The following is a 20,319-nucleotide window of genomic DNA, read 5'->3' as shown; positions in this document are numbered from 1 at the left end:
CGCGTGCAGTCCACTTGAAGTGCGCTGCTGCGCGTGCAGCCGGAACTTCCGATTGCTGTTCCCGTCGGATTCCTGATTCTAATCTTCAAGGGAAGGAATCCTCTGGAAAAGGCGACCGCTGACGCTTCTCCAGACCCGGCTGGCACGCTTCGCGGGCCATGCGCAAAGCTCGCTGCCGGGATCAATTGGCTTGCCGCTGCTTATGCGGCGGGTGAAGCGGCGTTAAGTAGCGGGTCAAGCCGCGTGATTCACGTTAAGCTTCGTTATTTTTCGTTGCGCTGCGTTATTTTCGTGAAGCAGCGTTAATTGCGCGTCAAGCGGCGTCAAGTTCACGACAGCCTAGCCGCCAGAGGCCGGCAGAGTCGCCGCGAAGCGGATCCTCCATCTGAATAATCCCAGCGTAGCGAGCCGGCCAATCCATAGAAGCGCCAGCGTTCGCCTTTGCTGATGTATTCTGACCACTGACCCAAAAATTCAGAGAATACATCAGCAACAGCGATCGGAGGATGGCCGGCCCGCGCAGCGTTCAGAATTGTTCAAGAGGATGGCCCGCGCAGCGTTCAGAATTGTTCAAGAGGATGGCCCGCGAAGCGCTCAGAATTATTCCGGCGAAGCATTCCGAATTTTGGCCGACGCGCGTACAGCTCAGGCATCGTTCATTTCAGCGTAATCCACTCGTCCCGATGAATAACCTCGATCCGCTGCACGTCGATGCGCCGCTTCGCTTCCTCCGAGCCGAGGCCGGCGACGGCGCGAAGCTGCCAGGCGGCATAATTGACGATGCCGCGGCCGACCAGCGAGCCGTCCCGGTCCTGCACCTCGATGACATCTCCGGGGTGGAAGTCGCCGGTGACGTTCGTCACGCCGGCGGGAAGAAGGCTTCTGCCGCCCGCTACCAGAGCGTTGCAAGCGCCCTCGTCGACCTTGATGCTGCCGGACGGCATGGAGTGGAAGCCCAGCCATTGCTTCTTTACGGGAAGACTATGCTCGTGAGAGGTGAAATAGGTGCCTTTGCCTCGTCCCTCGGCCGCGAGGACCAGATCTCCCGGCTCGGATACCCGTCCGACAAATGCCGGCACGCCGCCGCGCATCGCGATGCGTGCCGCCTCGATCTTGGAGCGCATGCCTCCCGTGCCGACTGCGGAGCCGGCGCCGCCGGCCAGGCTCATGAGCTCGCCGGTGATTTCCTCGACGCGCTCGATTTTGCGGGCGTCCGGATTATGGCGGGGATCGGCGGTATAGAGGCCGTCCGTATCCGTGACAATGATCAGCTTGCGAGCCTTCACGAGATTCGCGACGAGCGCCGACAGCATGTCGTTGTCCCCGAACTTCAGCTCGTCGGTCGAAACCGTATCGTTCTCGTTGATGACGGGAACGACCCGCTGGCGCAGGAGCTCCTCGATCGTCATCATGGCGTTCCGGCCCCGGTCGCGGCTGCTGAAATCGTGGCGGGTAAGCAGCACTTGCGCGCATGTGACGCCTCCGGTCGCAAAGGCTTCCTGATAGGCCTGCATGAGCAGCGCCTGGCCGACGGCTGCGGCCGCCTGTTTTTCATGGAGCAGCTTGGGGCGCGACTCGTACCCGATGACGCTGAAGCCGGCTGCGACCGCACCGGAGGTGACCAGCAGCACCTCGTGGCCCTGAGCGTGAAGCTTGCCCAGCTCGCCGGCGTAAAAGACCATGTTTTCTTTATTGAGTCCGCCCTCCGGGCTCGTCAGCGAGCTGCTACCGATCTTGACGATGATTCTTTCCTTCGGCATCCCCCGAACCTCCTGTCTATCCGTGCCGTTCTTGTGAATCAACATGAATGCTAGGCGAAAAACAAATAGGCCTCCGTCCTCAAAAAGGACGAAAGCCTATGCTTCCGCGGTACCACCTTCGCTTGGGCGGCATGAATGCCGTCCCACTCCGGACCCTTGTAACAGAGGGCGCTGTCCGGCTCGTCGCCGGCCGCTCCGGGATGGGTGCAGGCGATACGGCACGGCAGCCTCTCCCAGCCGATGGAGGCTACTCTCTGGCGTGCCGCTGTGACGCCTGGCGGTTCCCTTCATTGCGAATGTCGGTTTTCAGTTGCACTTAGAATACCATGCCTCTTTGCTGCTGTAAAGCGGCGGACCATTCTCCTTAAGAGAACAAGCCCAGCTTGCCGATCCGGAGGATCGCTTCCCGCAGCCGCTCTTCTCCGCTCAGCAGCCCGAGCCGCACATAGCCTTCGCCATGCGTGCCGAAGCCGATGCCGGGAGCGACGACGACGTCGGCCTGCTCCAGAAGCAAGTCCGCGAACGACTCTGATGTATGGCCGTCCGGGACGGGCAGCCAGCAGAAGAAGGAGCCGCCCGGGCGCGCAGCCTTCCAGCCGATGTCGTTCAGCGCCGAGAAGACGGCCTCGCGGCGGGACTGATAGAGGGCGTTGAGCTCCGCCACCGATTGCTGCGATCCCGTCAGGGCAGCGGAAGCGGCTTCCTGTATGCCTCCGAACAGGCTGCAGTAATAGTGGTCCTGGATCGTGTTGATCAGCTCGACGACGGTGCGGTTGCCAAGCGCGAAGCCGACTCTCCAGCCGGCCATGTTGTACGTTTTGGAGAGAGTGTAGAACTCGACTCCGACCTCTTTGGCGCCTGGAGTCTGCAGGAAGCTGACCGGACGCTTGCCGTCGAAGCCGAGGGCTCCGTAAGCGAAATCGCTGGAGACTACGATGCCGTTCGCGGCGGCGAATTCGACGGTCTCCCGGTAGAATTCCGGCGTCGCCACCGCTCCGGTCGGATTGTTCGGGTAGTTGATGAACATGAGCTTGGCGTCGCGGCGGTCTTGCTCGGATACGAGGCTGTAGTCCGGCAGGAACGCATTGCCTTCGAGCAGCGGCATGAACGACATTCTCGCGCCCGCGAGCGAAACGCCGGACCAATAGTCCGGGTAGCCCGGATCCGGCACGAGGCACAGATCGCCGGGATTGAGCAGGCACTGGCTGATCTCGATCAGCCCGGTCTTGCCGCCGAACAGGATGGCGACCTCGGTCTCGGGATCCAGCTCGACTCCGTAATCCTCCTTATAACGCTTCGCCACGGCTTCTTTCAGGAAAGGAAAGCCGCGGAAGGGAGGATATTTGTGATACTTGGGATCGGCGGACGCCTTCTGCATCGCTTCCACGATATGGATCGGGGTCGGCGTATCGGGATTGCCTTGGCCGAGGTTGATGACGTCGCGGCCTTTGGCCGCCTGTGCGTTCGCCTTGCCGACCAGCTTGGCGAAAAATTGTTCAGGCAGCCCTTGCAGCCGCTCGGCGGGCTGAATATCGATCAGCGCGCGGCTGCCGACGGGATTGGTCATGTACGGTCACTCCAATTCAATTTGCTTCGGGACGGTCCGGCATAGCCGCAGCCGCCGCTTGTATGAAGCCATGGTATCAGAGAGGCTACGGCATGTCGAGAAATCCTTCCCGGAATAACCGGATATCTTGATCAGGACTTGGGCTCGAAGCCCGCCAAGGCGAGGAAAGGCCGCAAATCGGTATTGACTCGAAGCAAATAGGGCTTGTTTTTCAGATCGAAGGCGAGCATCTCCGGCTCTTTGCCGCGGCAGTAGAACAGAAACACTTCCTGGACCTCGAAGCCGGCCTTCTCGAGCTGCACTTTATGCACTTCGTTGAGCGGGATCCGGAACACGTACCCGCAGCGGTCGTCCGGCGTGAAGTTCGGCGACATTCCTTGGACGTCGTGCAGCCATTGCCGGGCAACAGCCTGGAATTCGGCTGAATTAGCCAGCGTTCGGACGACCTGGCCGGCCTCAACGTCAAAAATCTGAACCGGCCGCTCACCTCCCGATGATAGGGGAGGAAGCGCCTTTGAAGCTTCCGGAGACGAAGCTGGCGATGCTGGAGCCGCCGAAAAGGCGGTCCCGCCAAAACAGGTCATAACGGCGAGCAGAACGATTGCGGCGAAGCTTAGCGGTCGGAACACGGGATACCTCCATTGGTCTTTTCCAGTTAAAGGGGATGCCTTTAAGCTGTCCAACTTGACAGACTTCCATGAGGAAGTATCATAGAAAAGACAATTTGAGGCGGCCCTGCCGCGTCCGGAGGTACCTGCCCATGGAGAAATCTTCTGCCAAACTTCGCATCGCCCTCTTGCAAATACCCGTACACGCCGGTGATCCCGAAGCCAATTACCGGCTCGTGGAACAGCGGCTGCGGGAAGCTTCGGAGCTGAATCCGAAGCCGGATGTCCTCGTGCTTCCGGAAATGTGGAATACGGGCTACTCGCTGCAGCAGATCCAGCAGCTGGCCGATGCCGACGGTGCTCGGACCCGCAAGCTGATCTCGGATTTCAGCCGGAGCACGGGCATCCATGTCGTAGCCGGCTCGATCGCCGAGAAGCGCGGCAGCGAAGTCTACAACACCGCCTATGCGTATGACCGGGACGGCCGGCAGGCCGGCTCCTATTCTAAAATCCATCTTTTCCGCCTGATGGAGGAAGAAAAGCATTTGTCCGCCGGAAGCGAGCCGGGACTGTTCCCTCTTCAGGATGAGCAGGCGGGCATGATGATCTGCTACGATATCCGCTTCCCCGAGCTGGCGCGCAAGCTTGCCTTGTCGGGCGCCAAAGTGCTGTTCGTGCCGGCTGAATGGCCGCATCCGCGCCTGCATCATTGGAGAACGCTTCTGACGGCCCGCGCGATCGAGAACCAGATGTATGTGATCGCCTGCAACCGGACAGGCGCGAGCGGCAAAGACGTCTTCTTCGGCCATTCGATGGTCATCGATCCATGGGGAGAGGTCATTGCCGAAGGCGGGGAAGAAGAGACCGTCCTCGTCGCCGACATCGACCTCGGCCTCGTGGACGAGGTGCGCGCGCGGATTCCCGTATTCGAAGACCGCAGGCCTTCCCTCTACTGACGGCTTCCTTCCTTGTAATGCCTGCTCACCGCAGCCTTCATCGTCTCGATGAAGGCTTCTGCCGCTTTGGACAAGTAGCGTCCCTTCCGGCTGGCAATAACGAGCGTTCTCGAAGGGTTTCCTTGAATGGAGCAATAGCTCGGCATGAACTCGCTGCGCGCCCCGCGGGCGATCATGTCCGGGATGAATGCAAGCCCCATTCCGGCAGCCACGAGGGATTGCACGGTCTCGATATTGCTGCTCTCAAAGACGATGCGCGGCTGGAAGCCGGCGCCGGCGCACAGATCGAGCGCGATCTGGCGGAAGCCCTGGCCTTTCTTCAGCACGATGAAGGGCTCCTCCGACAGCGTCTCCAGGCTCACGGGAGCCTTCTCGCCGGCAAGGCGATGGCTGGGCGGGACGGCAAGGGAGATTTCTTCCCGGATGAGCGGCTGATAGACGAGCGTGGAATCGATCAGAGGCAGCGAAAGAAGGCTGATATCCGTCTGCCCGCTGGCGGCCAGCTGCTCCAGCTTGACCGTCGTGTCCTCGACGAGCACGATTTCGATCTCCGGATAGGCGGCTCCGAATTCCGGCAGCACGATGGGGAGGATATGGGAGCCGGTGATCGGAAGGCTGCCGATGACGAGCCGGCCTCGTTTCATATGGGCCATATCCTCCATCTCCGTCCGCAGCTGCTCGATGCTGCCGAGGATGGATTGGGCTTTGTCGACGAACACTTCGCCGGCATGGGTAAGCTCGACGGAGTTCGTCGTGCGGCGGACGAGAAGGACGCCGATTTCCTTCTCCAGCTTGGACAGCTGCTGGCTCAGCGATGGCTGGGCGATGTGGAGCTTTTCCGCGGCGCGGGAAAAATTGAGTTCTTTTGCGATTTGAATGACGTATTGCAGCTGGCGGAGCTCCATTTGCAACCATCCCCCTTTGATTATTATGTATACCTATAACTATTATAGATATTATATCTTGGAACAATCAAGGGAAAGCAGGTATGCTGGATTCAATCATTAAGAAACGGCAATCTACTGAACTTATACGGGGTGATTCGCATGGCGAAGCGTACAATGTTTGAAAAGATCTGGGACAATCACGTCATCCATTCGGAGGAAGGCAGTCCGAGCATCATCTATATCGATCTGCATCTCGTGCATGAGGTTACTTCTCCGCAAGCGTTCGAGGGCCTGCGTCTCTCGGGACGCCAGGTGCGCCGTCCGGACCGGACGTTCGCGACGATGGACCATAACGTGCCGACGAAGGACCGCTTCAACATCAAGGATCCGATCTCCAAGCAGCAGGTGGACACACTCACGAAAAACTGCGAGGATTTCGGCGTCAAGCTGTTCGACCTCAACAATATCGATCAAGGCGTCGTGCATGTCATGGGGCCGGAGATCGGCCTGACCTGGCCGGGCAAGACGATCGTATGCGGCGACAGCCATACGTCGACGCACGGCGCGTTCGGAGCTCTCGCATTCGGCATCGGCACAAGCGAGGTCGAGCATGTGCTGGCGACCCAATGCCTGCAGCAGTCCAAGGCCAAAACGATGGAAATCCGCTTCATCGGAAGCCGCCGTCCCGGCGTGACCGCCAAAGACATGATCCTCGGCCTCATCGCCAAGTACGGAACGGACTTCGCGACGGGTTATGTGCTTGAGTATACCGGCGAATCCATCCGCAGCCTCAGCATGGAAGAGCGCATGACGGTCTGCAACATGAGCATCGAGGCAGGTGCCCGCGCCGGCCTGATCGCTCCCGACCAGACGACGTTCGACTACCTGCGCGGCCGGGAATACGCTCCTCAAGGAGCGGATTACGACAAGGCGGTCATCGCCTGGAGCGAGCTGGCTTCCGATGAAGGCGCCGAGTACGACACGGTGCTCGAATTCGACGTCGACGCCCTCATTCCGCAAGTGACCTGGGGCACGAGCCCGGGCATGGGCACCGACATCACGGCTGCCGTCCCGAATCCGGCGGAGCTCCCGACGGAGAATGAGCGCAAGGCGGCCGAGAAGGCGCTGGAATACATGGATCTGAAGCCAGGCACGCCGATGGCCGAGATTCCGATCGACTATGTGTTCATCGGCTCCTGCACGAACGGCCGCATCGAGGATCTGCGCGCCGCAGCCGAGATAGCCAAGGGCTACAAGGTGAGCGACCGCGTGACCGCGATCGTCGTGCCGGGCTCCGGCCGCGTCAAGATGCAGGCGGAGAAGGAAGGGCTTGACGCCATCTTCACCGCGGCCGGCTTCGAGTGGCGCGAGGCGGGATGCTCGATGTGCCTCGCGATGAACCCCGACGTGCTGCAGCCCGGACAGCGCTGCGCCTCGACGTCGAACCGCAACTTCGAAGGCCGTCAAGGACGCGGCGGACGCACGCATCTCGTATCCCCTGCAATGGCGGCCGCGGCTGCGATCAAGGGCCGCTTCACGGATGTGCGCGACTGGAAGATCAATCAGGAAGTGGCGAACTAGTAGACAGGCGCCTGCCTAGAAAAGGGGAGTACCGAACATGCAAGCATTTGAGACCTTTACGGGCATCGTAGCCCCCGTCGACCGCGTCAACGTGGATACCGACGCCATCATCCCGAAGCAGTTCCTGAAGCGCATCGAGCGCAGCGGCTTCGGCCAATATTTGTTCTATGAGTGGAGATTCGACGAAGAGGGCAACGTGAACCCGAACTTCGAACCGAACAAGCCGCGCTACAAGGGCGCTTCCGTGCTGATCTCCCGCGCCAACTTCGGCTGCGGCTCCTCCCGCGAGCATGCTCCCTGGGCGATTCAGGATTACGGCTACAAAGTCGTGATCGCGCCTTCTTACGCGGACATCTTCTACAACAACTGCTTCAAGAACGGCATTCTTCCGATCAAGCTTAGCGAAGAGCAGGTCGAAGAGCTGTTCAAACGCACCGCTGCGACCGAAGGCTACGAGCTTACTGTTGATCTGGAGAGCAAGACGATCGCGGACAATCAAGGGCTCAGCATTCCGTTCGAGCTCGACGAGCACCGCCGCCAGTTCCTGCTGCAAGGATTGGATGACATCGGCCTGACCCTCAAGCATGCGGATGAAATTACCGCTTACGAAGAGCGCCGCCAGGGCTCATTCGCTTAAAGCCGGCCCAGGCGCATCCGCATATGACCAGGCGGATGTGTCCGGAAATGAACGGCCTGATCTCAGTCGCGATAACTCTTCCGGCGTTTCCCCGCTGGCTCCGGAACCATTGTCCTGCTGAGCATTGGAATATGGACCACAGGGACTGTCCCATCCGTCATATCATGACTGGGGACAGTCCTTTTTTTGTTTCGGCAGACACAAAGAAACCGGCTCATCATGAAATGGCCGCGAGGCTGCCATTCCAGAGAGTCGGTTTCTTTGTCCATTCAAGCTATTCTGGGCCATCGATGAGGGTGCTGTCGGGACAAGCCTCGCCGCAGACCACGTCAGGCCGACACCACGTCAGGCCGACACCGCGACAGGCCGCACACCGCGACAGGCCGCACACCGCGACAGGCCGCACACCGCGACAGGCCGCACACCGCGTCAGGCTCTAATATAGAACACAAGCTCGCGGCCGTTTTTTTCCGGCTCCATTTCCATGGTGTAGCCATGCTTGACGACTTCTTCAGGAACGTTCCTGAACGAGGCGGGACAATCGGCTACGACCTGCAGCAGCTGCCCCTTTTGCAGCTGAGTCAACGTTTCCAGCGTATAGATGACCGGATAAGGACAGGATTCGCCTCGGACATCAAGCGTATAGTCAACGGTTGGCGGTTGTTTTTGCGACATGGGCGGTCGCTCCTTTCTTGAAGCCGTCTTTGAACCGGTAATGCTTCTGCCAGTACACGGCGATGATGAACGCGGCCGCCAGGACGACCAAGGTAGCTGCAAGCGCCGCTCCCGATCCCATGACATCGATGAGGTTGATCTTGGAGCCGCTCTTCACGAGCGTGTTGTAGACGCCGAGATGGTCCCAAGAGTATGCCAGGGCGCCGGCGCCGATCACGTTGCCTATGAACACGGGCAGGAAGACGATCTGGCCTTCCATGAGCCGATACATCATGCCCGTCTCGCAGCCGCCGGCCATGACGATGCCGAGGCCGAACAGCAGCCCGCCGACAAGGGTGCTCAGCCCGGCGACCTTCGTAATGGGCTCCATGCCGTTCAACAGAATGATGGCGAGCGTTGCAACGGAACTGACGGCCATGCCGACGATGATGGCTTTGGTCATAGTAGCGCGCCCGCTGATCCACAAGTCGCGGAACGCCGAGGTGAAGCAGATCTGGGCGCGTTCGATCAGGATGCCGAACAGGGCGCCGAACAGAGCAGCGACGCCGAGCATCTTATATCCGCTGGCGAAAAAATAAACGACCAAGCCGGCATAGGCGGCCGCTGTGGCGCCTCCTATAATCGGCTGAACTGCCGAAGACTTGGCGGCCTTCCGGGCGATCGGGCCTTTCGTTACGACCGGCTTGCCCTTCCACCAGGACGTGCCCGCCAGCTTGGCTCCAAGGAAGGTGCCGCCTGCCGTCGCGATCATGAAAATCCAGGCATGGAGCGAGAATTGGGGCACGCCGGTGAAGAAGGCGGCCAGGTTGCAGCCGAGCGCCAGCCGGGCTCCGAATCCGGCGACGATACCGCCGGAGAACGCTTGCAGCCAGCGGCGTTTTTGCCGCGGAACGGTGATTTTGAAGTTATTGTTCAGAAGCACCATAATGAGGGCGCCGGCGAACATGCCCCATACGATCCAGCCGTCCGTGCGGGTAAAGGATGTTCCTTTCATGCCGATCAGGTTGAAGTAGTCCCAGTTCGAAACATCCGCCCCGAACAGCGCCATCACATGCCCTGCGAGTCGCGTGAACTCGCCCGTTACAGCCCACACCGTATGCGTGATTCCGAAATACAGCGCGCTGAGAACGCCGGCCAGCGCCATGACGAGATAGGGATTCCAGTAGTTCTGAAACAGCTTTTCGTATAATGATTTCATTTCCATTTCCTTTCTCCCTGTCTGATTCAACTTATTCTACTATAAATATCGGAACGCGTGGCCAGTAGAACCAACATAAATAAGGAGGGATCGTCATCATGCCGGAGACAGCAGCCGAGAGCCGCAACATCCGCTTCATGACCTGCAATATCCAGCATGGCATGGGAATGGACGGAGCCATGGACATCCAGCGGACGGCAGCCGTCATCGCCGGAGCCGGCCCGGATATCGTCTTTCTTCAAGAGGTCGACCGATTCGTGTCCAGGAGCGGCGGAGTCGACCAGATGATGCGCCTGGCGGAGCTGACGGGGCTGTCTCATGTCCAATTCGGCCGGTCCATCGATCTGGAGGGCGGCGAATACGGCAATGGAATCCTGTCGCGCTATCCGCTTCAGCGGCTGGCGCTGCTGGAGCTGCTGAACGATTGGAGGACCGCTCCGGGAGGGATGGAAATTCCGACTTATCCTCCTTCACCAAAGCCCGTCTGCCAGCTCGATTATCTGTTCCTCAACCAATCGGCGAGGTGGGAGAGGCATCCGTGCAGGCTTGGTCGGAGAGGGAGGCTTCCGACCATTTGCCCCTCATTATGGACGCTGTTCTTCATTCCTGACCCCCCCGAAAATAGGAAGCATCCGCCTGGATAAATGAGTAATAAAAAATTGGCGAATGGACCCAGAATTTGCAACATTATCCCCCTGGAATGCGTCTGTTTTTCTGTTCGGCATTCAAGCCGTAGACGAAGCGAGCTGCAGGCTTGGAGGACAATCCAGATACCTGAGGTGGATGATGAAAAAAACAGCAACGCTGCTGGCGATGGCAGCCATGCTCCTGGCATCGGTTCCGGGACATTCCGCCGCCGCCGCGAAAGCTCCCAAGCTCTATTTGGACGGGACGGAGCTTACGGCGGCCGCTCCCAGGATCGACAAGGATACGACCTATATTCCCATCCGGACGGTCGCCGAAGGAATGGGTTTCGACGTCGATTGGGACAAGTCTTCCAAAAAAGTAGGCATCCGTAACGGCACGAGCGTCATCGAGCTCACGATCGACAAAAAGACGGCTCTGGTGAACGGGCAGAAGGCTGCGCTTCCCGTTCCGGCGCGGATCATGGGGATGTCGGCAAGCGCGGCGACGATGGTGCCGCTCCGTTTCGTCAGCGAGAATATGGGTCTGAGTGTTTATTACGACGCTCCAGCCAAGTCCGTGTACTTATACCAGCCATACGCGGCCGAAGGGGAAGAGCAGGCTCCGGCGGACAGCGAGAACGGCGATCCTCAAGGCGGGGCGGCCGGCTCCGGAGGAGCAGGTTCCGGCGCCGGTTCCCCGCTGCCCGGAGGAACAGGACCCGCAGGCCAGGCCGGAGACGGCTCCGGATCGTCGCCCGTGTCAGCCGCAGGCTCCGTCACATCGATCCTTTATGACGGAATCGGCACGACGACGATATCTTATCAGGGCGCCATAACGGCTGCGGAACCGTTCCTCATGACGGGCCCGGACCGGATCGTCCTGGATATGCCGGCTTCATCGTTCGCGGACTCGTTCGGCATCCAGTCCGGCTCCAGCCAATCCGGCGAACTGACGGTGGACGGACCTCTCTTGACCAAAATCAGGTATGCCTATTTGACGGATCAGCCGACGACGGTCAGGGTGGTGTGGGATGTCGCGCCGGCCGTGACATATACGCTGCTCAAATCCGACGGAGTGATCCAGCTGGGACTGCTCGGCGCGGGGCAGGCTGTTCCCGCAAATCCAGCGGCTCCATCCGGCGACCGCATCTACAAGGTCGTCATCGACGCCGGCCATGGAGGCAGCGCGCCCGGGGCGATCAGCCTGTCCGGCAAATTGGAGAAAGCGTTCAATCTGGCCGTAGCCCTCAAGCTGAACGCGCTGCTGGCTGCCGATCCCCGCATCCAGCCGATCATGACCCGGACGGACGACGCGAGCATCGATCTGAAGCCGCGCGCGGAATTCGCCAACCGGATGGGCGCCGACCTGTTCCTGTCGATCCATGCGAATTCGCTCGACATTCCGGCTTCGGGGACCGAAACCTATTATTACCGGGCCGACAGCAAGGCGCTGGCCGATATCGTGCACAAACATCTGATCGCCGCAACCGGCCTGCCCGACCGGAAGGTGAAGACGGCCGCCTTTGTCGTCATCAAGGAAACGGTTATGCCGGCCGTGCTTACGGAGTCGGGATTCCTCACCAATGCCAGGGACGAGGCCGTACTCTTCGACGAGCAGAGCCAGAACCGGATCGCCCAAGCGCTGGCGGACGGGATCAAGGAGTATCTGGGATTGTACTGATCATTGGAAATGGGCCGTGGCAGGATCGTCTGCTGTGTCCGCTTGCTCGGCGTCAAGACAGCGACAGGCCGTCCCTGGCAGGGGACGGCCTGCTTTGTTCGCGGAATGAATCATAGGCAGACTTCAAAAGTCAACCCTTTTTGACGAAAAAAAAGGTGGCAAGTTTCCTTTTATTTCGCAACTTTGCTTGGCGAACAGCGTCTAATTTTCTGCCTGACTTCATGACAGCGGAGCCGCCGGCTGAGTGAAGGAAGGGTCAATCCAGGTTCTAGAGGTGAATGATGAAGAAAGCTGCAATGTTGCTGGTGTTTTTGGCTCTGTTCGTAACCGCGTTCGCAGGATCCGCATCCGCCGCCACGAAGACTCCCAAGCTGTATTTGAACGGCCAGGAGCTTCAGTCGGCATCGGCGCCCCGCATCGAGAAGGATACGACGTATATTCCGATCCGGACGGTAGCCGAGGGGATGGGTTTTGACGTCACTTGGGACAAGGCGGCAAAGCAAGTAAGCATACATAACGGCAAAAGCATGATTGAGTTGACCATCAACAAAAAGATTGCTACGGTGAACGGCCTTTCGGTCGCATTGCCTACTCCTGCCAAGATTATGGGTGCCGGCTCGACAAGCACGACGATGGTTCCGCTTCGTTTCATCAGCGAGAACATGGGGCTCGAGGTCTACTACGACTCTCCGTCCAAGTCCGTGTATCTGTATCAGAATGAGGCTTCCTCGGGCAATGGATCGGGCGGCGCAACGCCATCCCCGACTCCAACGCCTACGCCGACTCCGACGCCGACCCCGGCGTCGACGCCAGGCAGCGGCGGGACGGGAAGCGAGACACCGACACCGACGCCGGGCAGCGGCGGGACGGGAAGCGAGACGCCGACACCGACGCCGGGCAGCGGCGGCTCTACCGCGCCGGCCGACGCGACGGGACTGATCACGTCGATCAGGTACGACGGAATCGGAACGACGACGATCGCCTACACAGGGACGGTCGGCGATTCGCAGCCGTTCCTCATGACTGGTCCCGACCGGATCGTCATGGATATTCCGGCAGCGTCGTTCGCGGCGGACTTCGCCAATGGCTTCACGGCGACGAGCGCCAAGATGGGGGAAGTGGTCATCGACAGCCAGCTGCTGACGAAGGTCCGCTATTCCTATTATTCGGACAAGCCTTCGACAGTCCGCGTCGTCTGGGACCTTCAAGCTGCGGCCGAGTATACGGTGACGAAAGGCGAGGGCATGATCCAGCTCAGCCTGCTCGGCGCGCTGGAACCTGTGCCGACAACGCCGACGACTCCTTCGGGCGACAAGATCTACAAGGTTGTCGTCGATGCGGGCCATGGCGCGCAGGATCCGGGAGCGATCGGAATCAGCAAGAAGACCGAGAAATCCTTCAACCTGGCCATCGCCCTCAAAGTGAATGCCCTGCTGAAGGCCGAGCCTCGCATCCAGCCGATTCTGACCCGCTCGGACGATACGTTCATCGCGCTGGATGAGAGAGCTGCGATCGCCAACAGGCTGAACGCCGATCTGTTCATTTCCATCCACGCGAATGCCCTGCCGGGGTCTTCAGCCTCCGGCACCGAAACCTTCTACAACCGGGCGGACAGCAAGACGTTCGCCGACATCGTCCATAGACATCTTCTGGCGGCGACGGGACTGCCGGACCGCAAGGTCCAGACAGCCGGATTCGTCGTCATCAAGAAGACGACCATGCCCGCCATCCTGACGGAATCCGGATTCCTGACGAATTCGAAGGATGAGGCAATCCTGTTCAACGAGCAGAAGCAGAACGAGATCGCGCAAGCATTGGTAGACGGAATCAAGGAATATCTGAAATTGAACTGAGGAGGCTTGAGCGCCTATGAACCGACGCATGAACAAGACAGCGGTGCTCTTGACCGCCGCCGCGATCGCACTTAGCCTTTCGGCTTGCGGAGCAAGGGAAACGGCCGGACCGGGGGCGGGAGCATCCGGCAATGCGGGAGCATCCGAGCCCGCTGCCGTCTCCCCATCGCCTTCCGCCGCTCCTTCTCCCTCGCCGACAGCTGCCGAAGGCAGCGGCAAGGGCTCGAGCGCGGCAGGCGGCATTGGAGCCGTCAAGGAGTCCGATCAAGTGAAGCAGGAAATCTCGATCTATCAGACCGACGATCAGCTGCTGGAGCTGAAGGCCGTCAAGGCCGAGATCAGCTATGGCAGCGCCGAGGAGAAGCTCGCAGCCGCTCTGGAGGCGCTGGCCGGAGACGATCGGGAAGGAACCATCTCCCTTTGGAAGGGAGTGGAATTCAAGAAGGTGTCGCTCAAGGACGGCGCGGCGACAGCCGATATCCATATTCCGGACGAATCCCGTCTCGGAGGAGCCGGCGAGGAATTCGCGCTTGAGGCGATCCGCAAAACCGTATTCCAGTTCGATGATGTTCAAACCTTCGATCTTCTCGTGGACGGTCAGGCTGCCGAAACCCTCATGGGGCATATGGAGCTTGAACATCCGATGAAGAAGAGCAATCCATAATCCATACTTGTTGCTAAGGGAGAGACGGAAAATGCATCGTTCGCCATCCTATCATATCGCTACGGGCATGATCGCCCTCTCCCTCCTGGCAGGAGGACCGGCCGCTGCAGCTGCAGCGGCTTCTTCTGCCTTAGGGGGGACGGCCGTATCTGCAACCGCGCCATCATCGTTTTTTGCCGATGTCAAACAAGGCCATTGGGCTGAAAAGAACATCGTCAAGCTTGCTCTGCAGGGAATCATCGTGGGAGAAAACGGCAATTTCAGACCTGCAGCCAACGTAAGCCGCCAAGAAGCGGTCGTGATGGCTCTGCGGTTCATGGGCAAGGAAAAGGAAGCCGACCTGCAGCAGGCGGTCATCTTCCCGGAATCGTTCAAGGTGAACAATTACTACAAGCCTTACATAGCGCTGGCGATCAAGCTCGGCCTGCTCGAGGAAACGGCGGAGTTCAAAACGGCGGAATCCGCCAAGGGCGAATGGGGCAGCTCGCCCGCTTCGCGCGAATGGCTGACGAAGCTGATCGTCAGGGCCGCAGGCAAGACAAGCCTGGCGCAGGAGCTTGCTTCCCGAGCATCCGCTTTCCAGGACGGAGCTTCGATCGGCGCCGGTTATGTCGGTTACATCAATGCTGCGGGTTCGCTCGGCATGGTCACGGGCGTCACGCCGATGCAGTTCCAACCGGCTGCAGCCGTCAACCGGGCGCAGGCGGCCACGCTGTTCAGCAGGGCGCAGCAGGTCGCTCCGGTCGCTTATCCGGGTGAAACCGGCGGCATCCTCACGGCGATCAACGGGGCCAGCGTATCGGTGTATACCGATCAAGGGATCCAGACGTTCAATCTGGCGGCGGATTCCCGCTTCTACCGCTTCGATTCGGATGCTTCGCTCAAATCGTCCTCGGAGCTGACGCTGTATACGCATGTCCGCATTCTCGGCGGAGGGATGGATGCCCTCTACGTCGAACAGACGGATCCGGACCAGCAGGTCAAGACGATCGAAGGAACCGTATCGAGAGTCGTGGCGGCGCAGAACAAGATCTGGCTGTGGGTCGGCGACAATCCGGTCGAAATCCAGTACGATTCGTCTCTGGTCGTCAAAAAAATGGACGGAACGAAGCTCGGACTGGCCGATCTGACGGTGGACAGCCAGGTTCAGGTGAAGGAGGATGCCTTCCGGGACAAGCCGCTGGGGCTTGAAGTCATCGTGAAGTCGGCTCCGGTATCGAAGGACGGCTCCGGAACCGTGGCTGCCGCCGGCAACGGCGCGCTGAGCGTCAAGACGGCCGCCGGAGCGGACGAGACTTGGACGGCTTCTCCAAGCCTGGCCGTCATCGGCTGGGACGGCAGAGTGCTCGAAGGGGGCCTCTCCGGATTGAAGGCAGGCGATGCCGTCACATATACGGTGAAGGACAGCGTGCTTGTATCCGTCAAAGTGACGATGGCGGGAAGCGCGTCCGTCCAAGGAAAGTTCAGCAACATCAGCGACGGCATCCTGACGGTGCTGGCAGGCAATTCCCTGCAGTCCAACTATTTGTCCGAATCGGTCACTCTGGTCATTCCGGGCGTGGAGCAGCCGGTGCTGGGCGATCTGTACAAGGACGACCAGCTTGATCTTACCCTCGATGCCGGAGGCAAGGTGACGAGCATCAAGGTGACGAACCGCTCGCTCAGCACGCTGACGGGAGCGGAGATCCTCAGCTACAGCAGCGATCAGAAGGCATTGACGGTCAAGGGAACCAACGGCAAGCTGGCCGCCTTGCAGCTGTCGGACAAGACCAAGTTCGAGATGAACGGAACGACGCTCAATCTCGCCTCGGCCGCGCCTCTGCTCCGTCAAGGACAGCGGGTTACGGTCGGGTATTCCGGCAGCGACGCCATGCTGGTGCGGGTCGTCTACCAATATACCGGCTCCGTCGTTCTGCTGAATACGGCCACCAAGACGCTGGCCCTGGCGCTGGATGACGGCTCGTCGGTGACGCTTCCGTTCGATGCTCTCGGAGTCGAGTGGTACGGCCGCAGCGGGACCGGCGTGGCGGATATCAAGAACGGCATGAGGGTGACGGCGCTCCTCGACGCCAGCCAGACCAAGGCAGCAGCGCTGCGCGTCAACCAGAATGTCCAGTACAAGATCACGACGGTCGACGCGGCAGCCAAAGCGCTCTCGCTGCAAGCAGCCGACGGAAGCCGGACGACGGTGACTGCCGGCAGCCTGGTCCTCAAAGGAACGGATGGAAGCGCCCTGGCGTTCGCCGGCTTCGCCGCGGGACAGACGGTGAACGTCACTTATGCCGGCAGCACGCCGACAGCCGTCTCGCTCGTCAAAGTGACGTACGGCAAAATCGCCGCTGCCTCTGCCGACTCCATCACGCTGCAGGAATATGGCGGCTCAAGCCAGACGCTTCCGCTCGGAAGCGGCTTCTCCATCGTCAAAGGAGGAAGCGCGGGAACGAGCGCTTCGGCTCTGGCTGCAGGAGACCGGGTTGAAGTCAAGAAGAATGCGGACGGTGCCGTCGTCGTCACAGTCAATGCCGGAGTGGCGAAAACATTCTGGAAGGTGGATGCCGCAGCCGGCCAGCTTCTGATGAGGAAATCGGGTGTCAACGACAACGATTACCGCTTCGCTTATTCATCGTCCACGCTCATTACGGCGGGCGGCCAGCCGGTTGCTCCCGAGTCGCTCAAGGACGGGGACAGCATCGTTCTGTACCTGTTCGAAGGCAAGCTGCTTGAGGCTGCCAAGGCATGACGCTCATGGCGGTTTGATGAATTATTGTAAAAAAGACCCCTCGCGGGGTCTTTTTTTCGTTCATAGGGATGATTTCCGGTTGCATGGCGCGTGGATATTCGCTAAACTTTGAACGACAGTGCAACTAGGGAGAGTTAATGACCATGAAGGCTTCGGATAAGATGCGGTGCATTCTGGACACGATGGCCGAGATGTTCCCGGATGCCCATTGCGAGTTGAACCATGCCAATCCGTTCGAGTTGACGATTGCCGTCCTGCTGTCGGCCCAGTGCACGGATGAGACTGTGAACCGGGTGACGGCGGACTTGTTCCAGAAATACCGTACGCCCGAGGATTATTTGGCCGTCGACCTGGAGGAGCTGCAGCAGGATATCCGGCGCATCGGGCTGTTCCGCAACAAGGCGGCCAACATCCAGAAGCTGTGTCGGATACTGCTGGAGCGCTACGGAGGGGAAATCCCCGAGCGGCATGACCAGCTGACCGAGCTTCCCGGCGTCGGGAGGAAGACGGCCAATGTCGTCGTCTCCAATGCATTCGGCGTTCCCGCCATCGCGGTCGACACTCATGTCGAACGGGTATCAAAGCGTCTCGGCTTGGCAAAGCAAGAGGATAGCGTCCTTGAGGTCGAGAAGAAGCTGATGCGCAAAGTTCCCCGAGAGGAATGGACGCTTACTCATCATCGGTTCATCTTCTTCGGCCGGTACCATTGCAAGGCGCAGCAGCCGAAATGCGACATCTGCCCGCTGCTCGACATGTGCAAGGAAGGCCAGCGCCGAATGAAAGCTACCTGCACGACCACGAAACCCGCAGCGGCTTCGAACAAGCGAGCCGCCGCTTCCAACCCCCTGAGCAAAGGATGATGAAACGATGAAATGCATCAGCGTATTCACGAATGATTTTGGTCTGTTCTCCGATATTTACGAGCAGGTCATGGAATCTCCTCCGGGAGAGAACGAGGATCTCGTCATTGAAGGCGTAACGGTGAGCGGCTCCGGCGATCTGCCGGCCCAGTACCTGGAGCGCATGCGCCAGAAGCCCGAAGTTGTCGTGATGCGCGAGAAGCAGCGCAACATTACGATTCTTCAGCACGGCAACGTGTTCGAAATCTGCATTCCGACGGATGAGGACGACGAGGCTCCGGCGGTTTAAGCAGGGAGATGCTCCGAATCAAGTGAACAAGCAGCCGTCCTTGCGTTCAAGGGCGGCTGTTTGACGTATCCGGCCGCGGCTGACAGGGATGTCCGCCTCTCGTAAGAGGGCAGGCGAGCAGCCGATGCGGCTATGCAACGGATCGCGGGAAGGGAGATGGCCCGATGCTTGGGCCGCTCCGATCAGAGGTAGACAGGGAGAGAGAATCATGAACGGACTACAAGAGAGCAACAGGACCGCGGCGACGGACCGCGAGGCGGCATTGGCCCGGGCTGCGGCCAGCCTGCAGGCCGGATTCGGCTCGGCAGGAGACCATGGCAACGCGCAGCGGGCGGAGCAGCTGTCCGCCAAGCTGGAGAGCGGGCTGCTTACGGTCGCTTTTTGCGGCCACTTCTCCGCGGGAAAATCGACGCTTGTGAACGCGCTGTGCGGGAAGCAGCTGCTGCCGTCCAGTCCGATCCCGACGAGCGCCAATGTCGTGTCCATCCGCAGCGGCGAGCCGGCCCGTGCGATCATCCGGGCGCTCGCGGACGGCAAGGAGACGACCTTCGAGGCGGATCCGCTGCGTCTGGACGACTATTGCAAAAACGGCGAGGAGTTCATCTCCGTCGATATCGTTTATCCGATTCCCCGACTGGGCTCTTCGACCGTTCTGCTGGATACGCCGGGCATCGACTCGACGGACGATGCGCACCGGATGGCGACGGAGTCGGCCCTGCATTTGGCTGATGCGGTGTTCTATGTGATGGATTACAACCACGTCCAGTCGGAAATCAACTTCGAGTTCGCCAAAGGATTGAAGGATTGGGGCAAGCCCCTCTATCTGATCGTCAACCAGATCGACAAGCACCGCGAGGAGGAGCTGCCGTTCGAGGAGTACCGGAACAGCGTCGAGGAGGCATTCCGCAGCTGGCATCTGGAGCCGGCCGGCATTCTTTATCTGTCTCTGCGCGAGCCGGATCATCCCGGCAGCGAGTTCGCTTCCCTCGAAGGGCTGCTGAAGGAATTGGCGGAGGAGCGCGAGGAGCTGTCGCAATGGAGCGTGGACGCCTCGCTGCGCCATTTGGTGCGGGCTTCCCTGCGCTCGGCCGCCGAAGAGGAGGAGGCGCAGCGGCAGAAGCTTCAGGATGAAGCCGGCAGCGAAGAGGAAAGGGCCGCGCTTGCGGAGAGGATCGCGAGCCTGGAGGCCGAGGCGGAGGAAGCGGACAGCAGGCCGGCTGCCATGGAAGCATCCTTGAAAGCCGATATCGTCAAGCTGCTGGACAACGCCAGCCTGATGCCTGCCGCCACGCGAGATCTCGCGGCCGAGTTCCTCGACAGCCGCAGGCCGGGCTTCAAGACCGGCTTGCTGTTCGCGGGCGCCAAGACGGCGGCGGAGCAGCAGCGGCGCGCAGAAGCGTTCCGCGATGACCTGAACCGCCAGATCCAGGCGGCTGCCGTATGGCACTTGGGGGATCTGCTCCGCAAGGCTGCCGACGAAGCCGGCCTTGCAGGGGCGGAGCGAGAAGCATGGGAGCATGCGCTCGAGGAAGGGCTCAACTGGCGTCCGGACATCGATTGGCTGGCCGGGCGCGTGAATACGGGAGCCGTATTCGGCGGCGAGTATACGCTCGTCTACACGCGCGAAGCGGCGGTGGAGATCAAGGGGCGGCTGCGCCGCGCCGCCGGCGAGGCGGCCGAAGCGCTCGCCGCCTGCGCTGCGCCGGCCGCTGCCGCTGCCGCCGCCCAGGCGCGGGC

General features: G+C 60.3%; 17 protein-coding genes. 11 read left to right on the top strand and 6 right to left on the bottom strand.

Going from position 1 to position 20,319, the window contains the following annotated elements; all coding sequences use genetic code 11:
• Window positions 1–656: 656 nt before the first annotated feature.
• The 3 genes from proB to ACLBWT_RS03520 all read right to left on the bottom strand — a co-directional run bounded on the left by proB (window position 657) and on the right by ACLBWT_RS03520 (window position 3,956).
• Entirely contained in the window at window positions 657–1,760 is a 1,104-nt protein-coding gene (gene proB / locus ACLBWT_RS03530) for a glutamate 5-kinase (protein ID WP_447661706.1), read from the bottom strand.
• A 364-nt stretch (window positions 1,761–2,124) separates the two neighbouring features.
• Window positions 2,125–3,327 carry an aminotransferase class I/II-fold pyridoxal phosphate-dependent enzyme gene (locus tag ACLBWT_RS03525; RefSeq protein WP_447661705.1) on the bottom strand — a complete coding sequence of 401 codons (1,203 nt, stop codon included), beginning with the start codon at window positions 3,325–3,327 and terminating at the stop codon, window positions 2,125–2,127.
• 131 nt (window positions 3,328–3,458) lie between these two features.
• The gene (locus ACLBWT_RS03520; RefSeq protein WP_447661704.1) at window positions 3,459–3,956 is read right to left on the bottom strand and encodes a hypothetical protein; all 498 of its coding nucleotides are present in this window, start codon (window positions 3,954–3,956) and stop codon (window positions 3,459–3,461) included.
• A gap of 131 nt (window positions 3,957–4,087) precedes the next feature.
• Between ACLBWT_RS03520 and ACLBWT_RS03515 the strand changes: the two genes are divergently transcribed.
• Window positions 4,088–4,891 (top strand): carbon-nitrogen family hydrolase, encoded by an 804-nt coding sequence (locus tag ACLBWT_RS03515; RefSeq protein ID WP_447661703.1) that lies wholly within the window; start codon window positions 4,088–4,090, stop codon window positions 4,889–4,891.
• On the opposite strand, the gene ACLBWT_RS03510 is transcribed toward ACLBWT_RS03515, so the two are convergent.
• A complete protein-coding gene (locus tag ACLBWT_RS03510; protein WP_447661702.1) occupies window positions 4,885–5,796 on the bottom strand; it encodes a LysR family transcriptional regulator in 912 nt (303 codons plus the stop codon). The genes ACLBWT_RS03515 and ACLBWT_RS03510 overlap by 7 nt on opposite strands.
• A 141-nt stretch (window positions 5,797–5,937) precedes the next feature.
• Here ACLBWT_RS03510 and leuC point away from each other — a divergent pair, with 141 nt between their 5' ends.
• The gene (leuC, locus tag ACLBWT_RS03505; protein ID WP_447661701.1) at window positions 5,938–7,359 is read left to right on the top strand and encodes a 3-isopropylmalate dehydratase large subunit; all 1,422 of its coding nucleotides are present in this window, start codon (window positions 5,938–5,940) and stop codon (window positions 7,357–7,359) included.
• A 37-nt stretch (window positions 7,360–7,396) separates the two neighbouring features.
• Window positions 7,397–7,996, top strand: a complete 600-nt coding sequence (gene leuD, locus ACLBWT_RS03500) for a 3-isopropylmalate dehydratase small subunit (RefSeq protein ID WP_447661700.1) — start codon at window positions 7,397–7,399, stop codon at window positions 7,994–7,996.
• A 429-nt stretch (window positions 7,997–8,425) separates the two neighbouring features.
• Here leuD and yedF read toward each other — a convergent pair whose 3' ends face one another.
• Together yedF and yedE are read right to left on the bottom strand one after the other, a co-directional pair.
• Window positions 8,426–8,671, bottom strand: coding sequence for a sulfurtransferase-like selenium metabolism protein YedF (yedF, locus tag ACLBWT_RS03495; protein ID WP_447661699.1), 246 nt, complete (start codon window positions 8,669–8,671; stop codon window positions 8,426–8,428).
• Window positions 8,643–9,869, bottom strand: coding sequence for a selenium metabolism membrane protein YedE/FdhT (yedE, locus tag ACLBWT_RS03490; protein ID WP_447661698.1), 1,227 nt, complete (start codon window positions 9,867–9,869; stop codon window positions 8,643–8,645). Before yedE ends, yedF begins: the two co-directional genes overlap by 29 nt.
• Before the next feature lie 98 nt (window positions 9,870–9,967).
• Between yedE and ACLBWT_RS03485 the strand changes: the two genes are divergently transcribed.
• From ACLBWT_RS03485 to ACLBWT_RS03450, 8 genes are all read left to right on the top strand, one after another.
• Window positions 9,968–10,513 (top strand): endonuclease/exonuclease/phosphatase family protein, encoded by a 546-nt coding sequence (locus ACLBWT_RS03485; protein ID WP_447661697.1) that lies wholly within the window; start codon window positions 9,968–9,970, stop codon window positions 10,511–10,513.
• 139 nt (window positions 10,514–10,652) lie between these two features.
• A complete protein-coding gene (locus tag ACLBWT_RS03480) occupies window positions 10,653–12,176 on the top strand; it encodes an N-acetylmuramoyl-L-alanine amidase (RefSeq protein ID WP_447661696.1) in 1,524 nt (507 codons plus the stop codon).
• A 296-nt stretch (window positions 12,177–12,472) separates the two neighbouring features.
• Window positions 12,473–14,029 carry an N-acetylmuramoyl-L-alanine amidase gene (locus tag ACLBWT_RS03475; RefSeq protein WP_447661695.1) on the top strand — a complete coding sequence of 519 codons (1,557 nt, stop codon included), beginning with the start codon at window positions 12,473–12,475 and terminating at the stop codon, window positions 14,027–14,029.
• A 16-nt stretch (window positions 14,030–14,045) separates the two neighbouring features.
• Complete coding sequence (locus ACLBWT_RS03470; protein ID WP_447661694.1) at window positions 14,046–14,693, top strand: GerMN domain-containing protein; 648 nt, start codon at window positions 14,046–14,048, stop codon at window positions 14,691–14,693.
• A gap of 31 nt (window positions 14,694–14,724) precedes the next feature.
• Complete coding sequence (locus ACLBWT_RS03465; RefSeq protein ID WP_447661693.1) at window positions 14,725–17,433, top strand: S-layer homology domain-containing protein; 2,709 nt, start codon at window positions 14,725–14,727, stop codon at window positions 17,431–17,433.
• A 143-nt stretch (window positions 17,434–17,576) separates the two neighbouring features.
• Window positions 17,577–18,293 (top strand): endonuclease III, encoded by a 717-nt coding sequence (nth, locus tag ACLBWT_RS03460; RefSeq protein ID WP_447661692.1) that lies wholly within the window; start codon window positions 17,577–17,579, stop codon window positions 18,291–18,293.
• A gap of 7 nt (window positions 18,294–18,300) precedes the next feature.
• Window positions 18,301–18,582, top strand: a complete 282-nt coding sequence (locus ACLBWT_RS03455; RefSeq protein ID WP_021879354.1) for a hypothetical protein — start codon at window positions 18,301–18,303, stop codon at window positions 18,580–18,582.
• A 208-nt stretch (window positions 18,583–18,790) separates the two neighbouring features.
• Window positions 18,791–20,319: dynamin family protein (locus ACLBWT_RS03450; RefSeq protein ID WP_447661691.1), on the top strand; the 1,529-nt coding region annotated here is incomplete at its 3' end.

The sequence above is a fragment of the Paenibacillus sp. D51F genome, assembly GCF_053345695.1.
Note: the sequence above shows the minus strand (reverse complement) of the source record. Positions and strands in the feature narration are given on the sequence as shown.